This is a genomic window from Psychrobacter sp. YGAH215, from assembly GCF_007280595.1.
In the GTDB taxonomy this organism is placed as follows: Bacteria; Pseudomonadota; Gammaproteobacteria; order Pseudomonadales; family Moraxellaceae; genus Psychrobacter; species Psychrobacter faecalis.
Genome location: NZ_VKLR01000007.1, coordinates 1 through 13965 on the forward strand (window position 1 = coordinate 1; position 13965 = coordinate 13965).

Here is a 13965-nt window from a genome sequence, read left to right on the forward strand (position 1 = left end):
GCGTAACCTGCACCTCGCAAGGGCTGGGTGACGACTATTTTGTAATATTGCTCTACCATTAAATAGATATTGATGATAAATTCGTCTATGGGCATCTCACAACTCCATTGTATTCTTGGTCGAAAACAATAGATTAGTGAGGTGCTCTTCTTTTTTCAATCACTTTCGAAGTTGAGAGTGGGGTTTATCTACTAAATTATAATAATCAGCCGTAGACAAACCCAAGACCTCTCCGACTTGTGACACTGCCGTAGTCAAACCGACTGGCTGCGCGCCCGTGATATTGCCTTTTAGTGTTTGGTATTCAAGACCGCCATATAGCCAGACATTATTGCTAATCTTACCGCCGCCCAAAAGCGTGATGCCAGTTGTCTCTACTCGCGCTTCAGTTGTACCCATGCGATTGTTAAATATATTTCCTGCAGGGTATTCGGTATCGACACCAAAGGGCTGCTCATAAATCACTGCCAATGCCGTATTGGCTGTCGGGGCAATTTTAATAGCCGCGCTGGGCAAATCAAAATCATCCATCATGTCACCGATTTTATTACCAGTGGCATCGGTGCCTTCTATTTTTGGATCAACATACGCATAAGATAGCTCGGCATAATTACCCGGCTCAAAAAAAGGCGCAACCGACTGTTTGCTGTATTCGATGCCAGCGGCATGCGCTGAGCTAATAGCGAGACTTAGCGCCGTTAAAGCACTAGCAGTGAGAAAATAGCGCGAAGAACGAGAAAGGGAAGCAGAATTCGTAAATCCTAAAAAAGGCGTTGAGCATGCGATTGTATTTGCTGGAGAAAAGCGCAGTTATTTGGTACAGAGCGCCAAGAGAGATCGTGAATTTATTGATATTTTAGAGCAAGTAGATTTGGCTTATTTTTCCTTTAAGCCCATACCAGCATTCAATGCGCCATATTTTAGAATAAGAATAGACGAGCAAGGCTGCAGCTCAGCGCAAAGATGTATTGCCACCATATTATGGTTTGAAAAACCGACCCATCTGCTAGCCGCAGGTGAAACGGCGAAGCTTGAAGGGTTTGATTTTACTTGTAATGATGGTTTTGCAGGTGGTAAGACACGCTGTACAAAAAATCTGTGGCGCCTTCCTGTGACAGTGGCACCGGCGGTGAAAAATATCGAGACGCTTACCTATCGCTTGCGCCAACCGACCACGCTAAAGTTTTATACGTATCAGCCGGACAAAGCATTAGCAGAAGAAAAAAGGCTTAAAACGCTGATGCCACTTGCCAAAGCGTTTGACATCATTACCATTCCCATTCAACTTATCATGGCAGAAGGTGCTAAATAAGTGGCATTGATTAAAAGGCTATTTATCAATTAGAAAAAAGCAATATCTTAGGATTTAAGCATCTTTTTAATAGACAGCTCTAACGACAGATAAGTACCAAACAATATCACCATTGAACCGATAATCGCTGGCGTGTCTAAAGCCTCACCAAGCAGTAGATAGCCTAAAATAATGGCAAAAATTGGAATCACTAAGGTAATGCTGGTCGCGCGCATCGGACCGATACTTTTGATGAGTTGATTCATAAAAATCAACGCGATGGCGGTAGAAAAGACGCCGATACAAATGACTGACGCCCAAGCCGTTAGGCTAATAGTTTTGCCATAGGGAAACTCATACACCGCTATCGGCAGCATAATTATACTGGCAATGATGAGCGAGCCTGCGGTAATCGCCACTGGTGAGACATCGTATAAATAATTTCTGGTGATATTGGCGCCGACTGCATAACCAACACAGGCCAATAATGCATAGCCCATCGGTAATAATGAAGAATCAGAAGCAGCGCTTTGGCTACCAAATAAGCTTTCACTCATTAAAATAATCACGCCCACTACGCCAATAATTAAGCCAAGTATCTGCTTTTTTGACAGCCTGTCTTTAAAAAAGGTGCTGGCAATAAAACCGCTCATCATTGGTACGGAGGCATTGAGCACTGCTAACACGCCAGCATTTACTGAGCGCGCCGAAAAAGCAAATAAGATAAAGGGGATAGCCGCAGAAAACATCCCGACTAGGGTCAAAACTTTCCAATTATCACGGATGCCCGCTCGGTTTTTTGGGCTGATTAAGACAAAAACCAGCATCACCAAACCGGCAAATACCACCCGCAAACTGGCAAATGCGAGCGAGCCAAATTCTGGCACGCCGATACGATAAAAAATAAACGACAGCGACCACATAAAGGACAATGTCATAAAAATAATGAGGTCGCGGTTGGACATGGGTGGATCCTATCAAGCGTTAGACTAAAAAAACCACGATGATAACTGGTTACACGCTTGAGAGCTGTTGTTTTTTTATACTGCTTGCAGATTTTTTATAGCTTTACCTTATCCAAAATAAAATCAATATCCTTATCGCCGCGCCCTGATAAATTGACCAGAATCGTCTCATCCGCTGACATATCTTTGGCGATTTTCATCGCATAAGCAATGGCGTGCGCCGACTCTAATGCTGGGATAATACCCTCAAGTCGAGATAGCGCCATAAAGGCTTGTAAACATTCTGCATCAGTCGCCGACTCATAGAATGAGCGACTCAGATTAGAAGTTCATGTCCTCAATACCACGGGCGGCATCGATAAAGTTGAGCATTACACTTGCGATAAGCTCTTCCTTAATGCTGGCAGTACGGGCACCTCAGAGCTATTATTAAAAAGCCAAGCGGAAGGCAAGCTTACTAAGCTAAACGAGCATATTGGCCAGCATTGGGGCCCAAACGGTAACATCATGACGGGGCGCAATTTTGTCCACGCCGCGGGCACCACCCAATCGACCATTCCGGTTAAAGGCATCAATATGTGGGACGGCGATAGAGATGGCTCAAAGTACAAAATCTTTGCCGAACTCGCGCCATTACCGCTAGGGCTTGAGACATGGACGACGCTATATCTCGCCATCACTGATAATCCAGAACGCGGCAACTATTACTATGATAAAGCCAGCAAAACCGTGAAACTTAACTGGAAACGTGAACAAAACGAGTACTCGGTAAATGCTGCCAAAGAGCTGATCGAAAAGCTCGCCAAAGCCAACGGCGGCTCGACATCAAGCTTACTGTTTACCAAAGGCTTCGGCGATGACTTCTGCTATCACCCGCTTGGCGGTTGTGTGTTAGGCTTGGCGACTGATGAAGTTGGTCGCGTTAAAGGGCACGAGAATATCTACGTGCAAGACGGCGCGTTAATCCCCGGTAGCGCTGGCGTTAATCCGTATGTGTTTATTACGGGGCTTGCTGAGCGTAATATGGCGGCTATTTTAAGGGAAGATTTTGGGTAGGTTATTAGAGTTTTAGAATTTTCTTAGGTGGAGAAATCTCTTGGTAGCATTTCTTTATAAATATATTCATGCCTATTGTGAATTAAGATAAAACTACTATGACTATATCAAAAATCATGTTTGGTCTTAAACGGTGGGCTACATATGCGCTAACCTATAGTCGAGTCTAAATAAAACAGATACATTATATATCAACGTGGAACTGGTATAAATTTTCTTTGCGTGCTGTGCTTGCGCTGCTCGATGCTGCATAAAACTCATCCCAGTCCCACTGTATCGTTTTTATACTGAACTCACTATACTTAGGCACAGCTCGTTAAGGCCAAACATTTTTTTAAGCGCTTACTTACAGTTGACTCTTTTCACTGATTGTCTTTAAGTATTTATTATTGCGGAATATAACCATAATAAGCTCGCAATACACTCTGACAGAGATTGCACCGAACACCATAACCATTAACCCTGCAAAAAATCCTGCCGCACCCATACCTGAGAACATCACACTAATACCGCCAACAAAAACGGCAAATAGCGATAGCCAATATATAATAGTTATAACTCTGGGTGTAATGAAAGAATCAAAGGATAATAACGAATTCATGTTCATGGTCTAATGTCCTAAATGGAATGCGGATTGTTAAAGCTAATGACAAAATAAAGCTTAATATTAAGTGTAATATTGTAGCAATATTATACCTATGTAGATTAACAAAACAATATAATTAGAGACATAAGTTCACTTTAGTCGTGATTAATTTTCATACTACTGTCAAATAATTGAAAAAGGACAAAAAATGAAACTACGCATCTTAAAATCTGCCGTGACCAACCCTTGGTTTAACCTCGCGACCGAGGATTGGATATTTAATACGCTCAATCCCGACTCGCACACGCTATTTTTATGGCGCAATAGCGAGACCGTGGTCATTGGGCGCTCGCAAAACCCGTGGGTGGAGTGCAAAATCGATAAGATGGAAGCCGACGAGGTGTTTTTGGCACGGCGGCAGAGTGGCGGCGGCGCGGTGTTTCATGATTTGGGCAATACCAACTTTACCTTTTTATCACCCAAAGACGACTATGACCAAGCAGCGAACTTTACCATTATCATCAATGCGCTAAAAAAATTGGGCATAGACGCGGATTTATCTGGGCGTAACGACATGCAAGTCGGCGATAAAAAAATATCAGGTAGTGCCTTTAAACACGCGGCGGATCGTAGCTTTCATCACGGCACGTTACTGGTCAATGCCAACATGCAAAAGCTGGGCGATTATCTCAATCCGCATCCGCTTAAACTCAAAGCCAAAGGTATCAAGTCCGTGCGTGCGCGCGTCGCCAACCTAATTGAGTTTAACGAAAATATCAATCATGAGATTTTATCTGATGCGATTATCGAGGCGTTTTGTGAATATTATCGTGACACTGAGTATGGCGACACTACGCCAGTAGAAGAATTGGATGAAGCCAGTCTCGCCAAGCAGCCGACACTCAATAAATACTATCAGCAAATGGCAGATTGGGATTGGCGTTTTGGTAAGACGCCTGAATTTAGCCATCATATCGAGACGCGATTTGATTGGGGCATTATTGATTTGCACCTTGATGTGAAACAAGCAGTGATACGCGATGTTGTCATTTTCTCTGATGCGCTAAACGTTGAGTTGATTGATTTGTTAAAAGAGACATTGACTGGCATTAAATATAATAGACATGAAGTAAAAGCCACGCTTGCTGAATTAAGCAAAGCGCATCCTGAACTGGCAGTACAAATTGATGACGTGTCTATGTGGTTAGTTAGTGAGATGGAGGGTTAAACAAAAAAACGGCAGAAAATATTTTTCTACCGTTTTTCACTCGAGATTTATTATTTTAAATCACTGATTAAATAATTGCCGCAACCTCAGCCCCATCACGAATGGCGCGTTTAGCATCTAGCTCAGCCGCTAGTTTTGCACCGCCAATGAGATGATATTGCGCGTCTGGCGCATCACCGACATTTGGCATCAGCTCAACCACTGATTCTTGACCAGCACAGACCACGATGCTATCGACACGTAACAGCTGGCTTTGACCTTGATTGTTAGTAATCCAAATACCTTCGTTGGTAATTTTGTCGTACTGCGCACCTGATACTTGGATGACGCCATGCGACTTAACATGAGCACGATGCACCCAGCCCGAGGTTTTATTGAGCCCACTGCCCAAGCGACCTTTAGTACGCTGCATTAAGTACACTTGGCGTACAGGTTTGATGCCTTCAGGTTTAATCAAGCCGCCATCTGCCTGATAGTTAGTATCAGAGGTCACGCCCCACTCTTCGCGCCAATCGCTGATTGACTGCGGTTTTGGACGATAGCTTGGGTCTTTTAGCAATTCAGGACCAAGCTCATCTAATGGCTGCCCATGATTGGCGGTTAGATATTCACTAACATCAAAGCCAATACCGCCCGCACCGATGACCGCGACGGTTTCGCCGACGGATTTTTCACCAGAGAGCAATTCAGCATAGCTAATGACTTGTGGTAAATCTGCACCTTCCAATTTGCCTTTTAGGCTTCTAGGAACAACGCCAGTTGCGACAATGACATGATGGAACTTGGCCTTCTCGAGCATCGCTTTATCAACTTTGGTATTAAGTTTAATCTCAACGCCTAAGTGCTCAAGCTCATTGATATAGTAGCGAATGGTTTCAAAGAACTCTTCTTTACCCGGGATAACTTTGGCGTAGTTAAACTGTCCACCTAAGATATCTTTTGCTTCAAATAAAGTCACATCATGACCGCGTAAAGCGGCGACATGAGCGGCTGACATACCAGCGACACCACCACCGATAACGGCAACCTTTTTAGGTTTTTTGGTCTTCTTATAAACCAATTCAGTCTCATAGCACGCTTGCGGATTGACCAAACACGTCGAGCGTTTGTTTTCAAAGGTATGGTCAAGACAGGCTTGGTTACAGGCGATACAGGTATTGATACGATCGGCTTGGCCTTCTTTAGCTTTGTTGACCCAATGCGGATCCGCTAAGAACGGACGCGCCATCTGAATCATATCCGCTTGCCCACTGGCAAGGATTTCTTCCGCCGTTTCTGGCATATTGATACGGTTGGCTGCCATCATTGGAATACTGATGTGCTTTTTAATTTCAGCGGTGAAATCAACAAACGCCGCGCGTGGTACGCTGGTGACAATGGTTGGAACACGCGCTTCATGCCAGCCGATACCAGTATTCATAATGGTCACGCCCGCTTCTTCTAGTGCTTTAGCAACGGTAATGACTTCATCCATGACGTTACCGTCTTTGACCAAATCAATCACTGACAAACGGAATAGGATAATAAAATCTTCACCCGTCGCTTCGCGAACTGCTTTCACGACATCGACCGCAAACTTCATGCGATTTTGAATATCACCGCCGTATTCGTCGGTACGTTTATTGACATGACGCGATAAAAACTGATTGAGCAAGTAACCTTCAGAGCCCATGATTTCAACGCCATCATAACCCGCTTGTTTGGCAAGTTTGGCACAGCGCGCATAGTCTTTAACGGTTTGTTCGATATTTTTGATGCTCATCTTACGCGGTTTAAACGGCGAGATTGGCGATTTAATCGGGCTTGCTGACACGGCAAACGGATGATAACCATAGCGACCACTGTGCAAGATTTGCATGATGATTTTGCTGTCATATTTATGCGCCGCACGGGTGACGCGTTGATGATTAATGACGTCAGCGCGGGTGTTCATGGTGCCGCCAGCAGGGAGCAACCAGCCTTCGCGATTGGGCGATATGCCCCCGGTAATCATCATCGCCACGCCGCCTTTGGCACGTTCGGCAAAATACGCCGCCAGCTTGCCGTAATTATAAAAACGGTCTTCAAGCCCCGTATGCATCGAGCCCATAACCATGCGGTTTTTAAGCGTAGTAAAGCCCAAATCCAGCGGCTCAAATAAATGCGGGTAGTGCTCGTTGGTGCTGGCGGTCTCAATGGTATTGGCAGTGCGGCTGGCGGTCATATCATTTTCCTTATGAATGAATTAACAAACTACGTTCTGAAAACAGAAAAGTCACGGGATTTAGCGTTGCTGCTATCGTAACACACCGCTATTATCATCAGCTATGCGGACAAGCGACTGATGAGTGAGCACTATCTTGATACCAATCCTAGACAGTCAGATGTTTACCTCGACTTTATGGCTTTTATTAAGCAAACCTCATAAAACCCGCCCAATTTTTGGGGCGATTGGCTATAATAGCGTGAGCGTTGTCAATATTTAACGTGTTTTATAACGACCGTTTTTATGACAATTGTTTTTATGACAACGGCTTCTATAATAGCCGCCTCGCTAAATCCCTGCACCATCGAATACCCGCAATACGATAAAGGACTATCCCCATGACAGACTTTCACACCGGTCTTGGCAAAAACGCTGCCAATCACCAACCGCTGACCCCTATCGATTTTATTATCCGCAGCGCGCAGGTTTATCCTGACAAGACTGCAATTATCTACGACGACCTAGAGCACAATGAGCTCACGCAGACATGGCAACAGACTTATGATCGCTGTCGTCAATTGGCTGATGGTCTGCGTAAATTGGGTATCAATAAAAATGACACGGTGGCGGTGATGATGCCGAACACGCCAGCGATGGTCGAATGCGCCTTTGGCGTGCCAATGTCAGGCGGCGTGCTTTGTACCCTTAATACCCGACTTGATATCAATGCCCTAACCTTTTGCCTGCAACACTCTGAAGCCAAAGTATTGATTTTAGACAGCGAGTTTGCTGAGCATGCTGAGATTATTGATGAAGCTTTTCCCAACCTCATCGTGATTCATGCGACCGATAAAGCGCTTGATATCGAGCGTTTTGGCACTATGAGTTATGAAGAGTTAATCGCCAGCTCAGACAATTTGGATAATTGGGAAAAACCGCTCGATGAATGGGATGCCATTGCGCTCAACTATACTTCTGGCACCACTGGTAAGCCCAAGGGCGTGGTCTATCATCATCGCGGTGCCACGCTCAATGCCGTGTCTAATATTTTAGATTGGGATATGCCCAAGCATCCCATGTATCTATGGACGCTGCCACTATTCCATTGTAATGGTTGGTGTTTCCCATGGACCATCGCTGAGCGCGCGGGCGTCAACGTCTGCTTACGTAAAATTGACGCTGATTTGATTTTGCAGCTGATTGCCAAGTATAAAGTCAGCCATTATTGCTCAGCGCCCGTGGTGCACAATATGATTGCGGGCGGTAAGCCTGAGTATAAAGAAGCCATTAACCATGAAGTCAAAGGCTGGGTCGCTGGTGCGCCGCCGTCTGAAACTATGCTCGCTGCTATGGAAGCCATGGGCTTTCATATCTCACATGTTTATGGCCTCACCGAAGTTTATGGTCCGGTCACTGTTTGTGCTGAGCAAGAAGAATGGGATGCGCTTGATGTCGCTGCTCGTGCGCAGAAAAAATCTCGTCAAGGAGTGACCTCGCATTTGATGACAGGCTTTGAGCTGTTTAAACAAGGGACCACTGAACCCGTTGCTGCTGATGGCGAAGAGATGGGCGAGCTGGCACTGCGCGGTAACATGGTGATGAAAGGCTATCTTAAAAGCCGAAAAGCCACTGAAGAAGCCTTTGTCGATGGTTGGTTCCGTACCGGTGATTTGGGCGTCAAATACCCTGACGGCTATATCAAAATCATGGATAGGCTTAAAGACATCATCATCTCAGGTGGCGAAAATATCTCTAGTATCGAAGTCGAAAACGTCTTATATAAAATGCCGGAAATCCAAAGCTGTGCGGTCGTTGCCGCGCCGCATGATAAATGGGGCGAAGTGCCCGTCGCCTTTATCGAAATTCATGCTGGTAGCACTTTGCAACGCGATCATGTCATGGAGCATTGCAAGCAATATTTGGCTGGATTTAAAGTGCCGAAATATATTATCTTTGCTGAAATTCCGAAAACCAGTACCGGTAAAGTACAGAAGTTTGAGCTACGCCAAGCCGCCAAATCATTGGCGCACGAAACGCCAAAAGTTACGGCTAGCGCTAAATAATAGCTTTTGAAAAACTTGCACTTTGAGCAATTTGCATAAAACAGGGTCAGTCTTATGATTAGGCTGACCCTTTTTTCTTGAACTAAGAACGTAAAACTTATTCTTGTAGACAGTCTGCTATAAAATAAACACAGAGCTACTGGTATTAATTTTGCGCAGCCTCTGTCTGGGTAGGCACAGCAAGCAAGGAAAATGAATACCAGTAGCGCGTTATCATACTTGTACTAATTTTATTTAGGACTGACTATAGCCAAACAACTAATTCAGCTTTGGTTCAAGCCATTGATAAACCAACATACCCATTATCATTGCTGGAATAAAAACATACGCTTGCCATTGTCCTGTCCCAAGTAGCACGATACCCGGTCCTGGGCAGATACCCACAAGTCCCCAACCGATACCAAACATCATCGCGCCGATTAGCAACTTTTTATCAATCACCGTCTTACTTGGCAATAAGATAAAAGTGCCCACCCAGCTGGTCTTTTGCCATTTGGCTAATTGCACACCGATTATCGCTACTATTAAACCGCCGCCCATCACCAGTGCCAAGGAGATATCCCACGCGCCAAAGACGTCCAAAAAGCCTTGTACTTTAGCAGGGTCAGTCATCCCTGATATCAGCAGTCCAAAACCGAATAATAATCCTGCTACTAATCCAATTATATTTTTCAGCATTTTTTCTCACACCTAATGTATTAATCCAAACAGTTATAAATAACGTGCTGTCTATGCGATTTTTAAATCAAACCCAAAACATGGCGACCGATATAAACGGTTAAGATACCAAACAACATAAAGGTCACTGTCGCCGCCATCGAGCGTGGTGACAGTCGCGCATTACCGCAAATACCATGTCCGCTGGTACAGCCTGAACCGAGACGCGTGCCAAAACCAACGAGCAGCCCTGCCGCAATTAATAACGGTATAGAGGTGCTGATATCTAGCACTGGTAACGGCTTGACCAAACGATATAATAACGGCGAGACGATAAGACCGGCGATAAATAAAACCTGCCACATCTCGACGCGCTTGGGTTTTAAGAGGCTTGAGAAAATACCACTAATCCCCGCAATACGGCCAATACCCAACAGCAAAATGGCAGTCGCCACCCCTAGCATCAGTCCGCCTACTAAGGAGATTGGCGTAAATGCCTGCCAGTCTATTTGTATACTCATAATGTTTACCTAAGCCAATTTTATCAAACACAGTTTTAAATTCGTTTTATATAAATACATTATATAATAAAATATAATAAATAGGTAAAAAAATACTGAGATCCGTTTAACAGAACTCAGTATTGTTACCTAACTTATAGTAAAAATTATGCAGGCTGCTCTGCCAATACTTCATCAAGCGCTTTTTCAAAACGCTGTACCGCACCGTCAACATCGGTCAATTTATCAAGACCAAATAGACCTAAACGGAAAGTTTTAAAGTTCTCAGGCTCGCCTACTTGTAGCGGGACACCAGCGGCGATTTGCATGCCAGCTTCAGCAAAGGCGCTACCTTTATGCATGTCATCACGGTCAGTATAAGCAACGACAACACCCGGTGCTTCAAAACCTTCTGCCGCCACGCTTTCAATGCCTTTGTCCGCCAATACTTTACGAATACGCTTACCAAGCTCCCACTGCGCCTCGCAAAGTTTATCAAAGCCGACTTCCTTAGCTTCATGAACGGTATCGCGGAACTGGCGTAAGCTATCGGTTGGCATGGTTGCATGATAAGCGTGACCGCCATTTTCATAGGCGCGCATGATATTTAACCACTGTTTTAAATCTAGGCTAAAACTATCAGATTCAGTGCTCTCTACTTTTTGCACAGCCGCGTCGCTGAGCATCACCAGACCTGCGCCCGGCGTGCTGCTCCAGCCTTTTTGCGGCGCGCTAATCAGCACGTCAATACCCAAGTCTTTCATATCAAGCCAGACGCAACCCGAGGCAATACAGTCAATGACCAATAGACCGCCAACGCTATGAACAGCCTCGGCCAATGCTTTGATATAGTCTTCTGACAAAATTATGCCTGATGAGGTTTCAACATGAGGGGCAAAAACGATGGCAGGTTTTGTTTCTTTGATTTTAGCAACCGCTTCATCGATAGCAACAGGCGCAAATGGCTTTGGCGAGTCACCCTCTTCACGATTGGCAGTCAATACTGTAGACGACTTGGCAATGTTGCCCTTGTCTAAAATTTGCGTCCAGCGATAGCTAAACCAACCGTTACGGATAATCAGGCAGTCTTCATCATTGGCCAATTGACGCGCCACGGCTTCCATACCATAAGTGCCAGAGCCCGGTACAATCGCCACCGCATCAGCGTTATAGACTGACTTTAGGTTGCTAGACAAGTCATTCATCACTTGCTGAAAGACTTTTGACATGTGGTTTAAGGCGCGGTCAGTATAGACCACCGAATATTCTAATAAGCCGTTTGGATCAATATCTTGACGTAATGCAGTCATAGGACGCTCCTAGTTTATAGTTAGGCAATATAGGTATTGGCAAATTTTAGTAATAACGAGCCAAATACTATGATAGATAGTATTTATCGGGCACTCATATCGAGTAACCATCGAGAGTATGACGCAGAGTTGACGATATAGCGCTTTATCCTAGCGCTATTGCCGTTGACGAGTATGTCGTGTGCGCTTTATTTTTATTCTAAACAGTACTACAGACGATAGGCGCGCCATTATCAGACCGTGAATGACAGCCTATTGAAACATCAATACTGAAAATTAATGAAATGAGAAGATATTAAGAGGCAATTGATAAAATTAGACTTTGAAAAAAAAGCCAAAATTAATTGATTAAAGGCTCATTATAAATAACCGCTACCACATAACCAAAAATTATCGCCACTTAATATACTCATAACAACTTGATATTAGCACTGATAATGCAGGTTGACAACGCTCAGCTTGCATAAGTCGAAAGCTTAGCCAATTTATGACTTTTAAAGATAAACCGTTTCAAAACGAAGAGTTTTAAAAGAAACGGTTTTAAGAGAAATAATAGGAAAAATAATTAGTGCATTAAAAGGAGTAATGCTTACTGACGACGACCACGATGCGCGTCTTGTAATCCCGAGACCACAAAATCTAGCAATTCATTGTCACCTTCGCGTGCCGCTTTACGCATCAGCTTCGAGGGCGCATGGGTCAGCGTCTGGGTTAAACGCCGCGATAGCTCAGTGATAATAGCTTCAGGGCTGGCGTTATCTTGTTGCAGCTTAACAATAGATTCATGCAGCAGCTTATCGACTTGGTCATGGGTGCGCGCGCGATATTGTTGAATCTCTTTACCGACTTGGCGCACCTGAAAGCGCCGATCCATCTCAACCACCAACTGACTGACCAGCAGCTCAGCATCGACCGCTGCTTGCCGGCGCTGCTCAATATTACCAGCAATCACGTGTTGCAAGTCATCAACAGAATACAAATACACATCGTCGATACGGCTAATGGTAGAGTCGATATCGCGCGGCACTGCCAAGTCAATCATCAGCATCGGCTGATAACGCCGGCTTTTAAGCGCGCGCAAGGTCATGGTCTTATCAATTAATATATGCATACTGCCGCTACAACTACTGACGATATCAGCTTCTGCCAATACTTGCGGCAACTCTTGCAGCGATTTCACTTCTACCATACGCTCGGGTCGACGCAATTCGGCGGCCAACGCTTCGGCGCGCTCAGGATTGCGGTTACAAATAATGACCCGCCCGACCCCAAGCCCAGCGATATGCGTTGCCACCAAGCGATTCATCTCGCCTGCCGCAACAACCAATAACGTGCGATTGGGCAAATCGTCAAATATCTGCGTCACCAATTTGGCTGCAGCATAGCTCAGCGATACCGCTTGAGCGCCGACTTTGGTTTCGTTACGCACGCGTTTGGCAGCAGCAAATACTTGGTCAACAATCCAGCCGAGCTGATTGCTGAGCGCTTTTTGGTCTTGCGCCAAATGCACAGAACGTTTGATTTGACCAAGTATCTGCGGCTCACCCAATATCATCGAGTCAAGACCAGCGGCGACTCGCAGCCAATGAGTCAGCGCATGGGTATCACGATGCACATAAAGATAAGGGTCAACCTCTTCCAAAGGTAACTGCTTAAAATCCGCCAGCCACGCTTTAACTTTTAAGATATGGGCGCTGATTGCCGCGGCAGAAGGCTGCGCACTGAGGACATTATTACTCGAGACAGCAGTTTGCTGCGCTGCTAAAGCCGCGCCTGACTCTGGCGATGCTGAGACTTGTGGGACGAGTGCATAAATCTCAGTACGGTTGCACGTCGAGACAATCACGCTACCATCGGTGAAGCGCTCTAGCTGCTGAAGGGCAATATTCACATCGTCACCGACAAGCGCCAAGCGCTCTCGCAGAGCGACTGGTGCGGTTTTGTGATTGACCCCAATGACCACTAATCTCATTATTGATAGACCATAAATATAACGTTTACCTGCCAGCCAAACGCTTTTAGAATGTGAAAAAACCTATTCAATCAGCAGTGCTAAAAAACAGTTTTTCACAGACAGCACTTGCTAAACTGGCTGTGAAAAAACGTCTTTAATTAATACTTGTC

At 45.0% G+C, this 13965-nt stretch carries 12 protein-coding genes and 2 pseudogenes; 4 read left to right on the top strand and 10 right to left on the bottom strand.

Going from position 1 to position 13965, the window contains the following annotated elements:
* Both FOR85_RS03560 and FOR85_RS03565 read right to left on the bottom strand, forming a co-directional pair.
* Window positions 1–95: pseudogene (locus FOR85_RS03560) on the bottom strand (IS982 family transposase); the annotation flags it as partial.
* Window positions 96–159: 64 nt separating this feature from the next.
* Window positions 160–531 carry a hypothetical protein gene (locus FOR85_RS03565; protein ID WP_144296753.1) on the bottom strand — a complete coding sequence of 124 codons (372 nt, stop codon included), beginning with the start codon at window positions 529–531 and terminating at the stop codon, window positions 160–162.
* Window positions 532–814: 283 nt separating this feature from the next.
* On the opposite strand from FOR85_RS03565, the gene FOR85_RS03570 reads away from it, so the two are divergent.
* Window positions 815–1312, top strand: coding sequence for a hypothetical protein (locus FOR85_RS03570; RefSeq protein WP_144296754.1), 498 nt, complete (start codon window positions 815–817; stop codon window positions 1310–1312).
* A gap of 47 nt (window positions 1313–1359) precedes the next feature.
* Here the strand turns inward: FOR85_RS03570 and FOR85_RS03575 are convergent, their stop codons facing one another.
* Window positions 1360–2256 carry a DMT family transporter gene (locus FOR85_RS03575; RefSeq protein WP_144296755.1) on the bottom strand — a complete coding sequence of 299 codons (897 nt, stop codon included), beginning with the start codon at window positions 2254–2256 and terminating at the stop codon, window positions 1360–1362.
* Between the two features lie 95 nt (window positions 2257–2351).
* Window positions 2352–2576, bottom strand: a pseudogene (locus FOR85_RS03580) (tryptophan synthase subunit beta); the annotation flags it as partial.
* 187 nt (window positions 2577–2763) lie between these two features.
* Between FOR85_RS03580 and FOR85_RS03585 the strand changes: the two are divergent.
* Complete coding sequence (locus FOR85_RS03585; protein WP_223808495.1) at window positions 2764–3312, top strand: GMC oxidoreductase; 549 nt, start codon at window positions 2764–2766, stop codon at window positions 3310–3312.
* A 346-nt stretch (window positions 3313–3658) separates the two neighbouring features.
* Here FOR85_RS03585 and FOR85_RS03590 read toward each other — a convergent pair whose 3' ends face one another.
* Entirely contained in the window at window positions 3659–3919 is a 261-nt protein-coding gene (locus FOR85_RS03590; RefSeq protein ID WP_144296756.1) for a DUF4282 domain-containing protein, read from the bottom strand.
* Window positions 3920–4106: 187 nt separating this feature from the next.
* Here FOR85_RS03590 and FOR85_RS03595 point away from each other — a divergent pair, with 187 nt between their 5' ends.
* Window positions 4107–5126: a lipoate--protein ligase gene (locus tag FOR85_RS03595; RefSeq protein ID WP_144296757.1), complete on the top strand. Its 1020-nt coding sequence runs from the start codon at window positions 4107–4109 to the stop codon at window positions 5124–5126.
* 67 nt (window positions 5127–5193) lie between these two features.
* Here FOR85_RS03595 and FOR85_RS03600 read toward each other — a convergent pair whose 3' ends face one another.
* Entirely contained in the window at window positions 5194–7329 is a 2136-nt protein-coding gene (locus FOR85_RS03600; RefSeq protein WP_144296758.1) for an NADPH-dependent 2,4-dienoyl-CoA reductase, read from the bottom strand.
* Between the two features lie 380 nt (window positions 7330–7709).
* Between FOR85_RS03600 and FOR85_RS03605 the strand changes: the two genes are divergently transcribed.
* Window positions 7710–9374, top strand: coding sequence for an AMP-binding protein (locus tag FOR85_RS03605; protein WP_144296759.1), 1665 nt, complete (start codon window positions 7710–7712; stop codon window positions 9372–9374).
* A gap of 258 nt (window positions 9375–9632) precedes the next feature.
* On the opposite strand, the gene FOR85_RS03610 is transcribed toward FOR85_RS03605, so the two are convergent.
* The 4 genes from FOR85_RS03610 to hemA all read right to left on the bottom strand — a co-directional run bounded on the left by FOR85_RS03610 (window position 9633) and on the right by hemA (window position 13813).
* Window positions 9633–10052: a DUF6691 family protein gene (locus FOR85_RS03610; protein WP_144296760.1), complete on the bottom strand. Its 420-nt coding sequence runs from the start codon at window positions 10050–10052 to the stop codon at window positions 9633–9635.
* A 62-nt stretch (window positions 10053–10114) separates the two neighbouring features.
* Complete coding sequence (locus FOR85_RS03615) at window positions 10115–10552, bottom strand: YeeE/YedE family protein (protein ID WP_144296761.1); 438 nt, start codon at window positions 10550–10552, stop codon at window positions 10115–10117.
* A 146-nt stretch (window positions 10553–10698) separates the two neighbouring features.
* A complete protein-coding gene (locus FOR85_RS03620) occupies window positions 10699–11841 on the bottom strand; it encodes an aminotransferase class V-fold PLP-dependent enzyme (RefSeq protein ID WP_144296762.1) in 1143 nt (380 codons plus the stop codon).
* A 589-nt stretch (window positions 11842–12430) separates the two neighbouring features.
* Entirely contained in the window at window positions 12431–13813 is a 1383-nt protein-coding gene (hemA, locus tag FOR85_RS03625; RefSeq protein ID WP_144296763.1) for a glutamyl-tRNA reductase, read from the bottom strand.
* Window positions 13814–13965 lie beyond the last annotated feature (152 nt).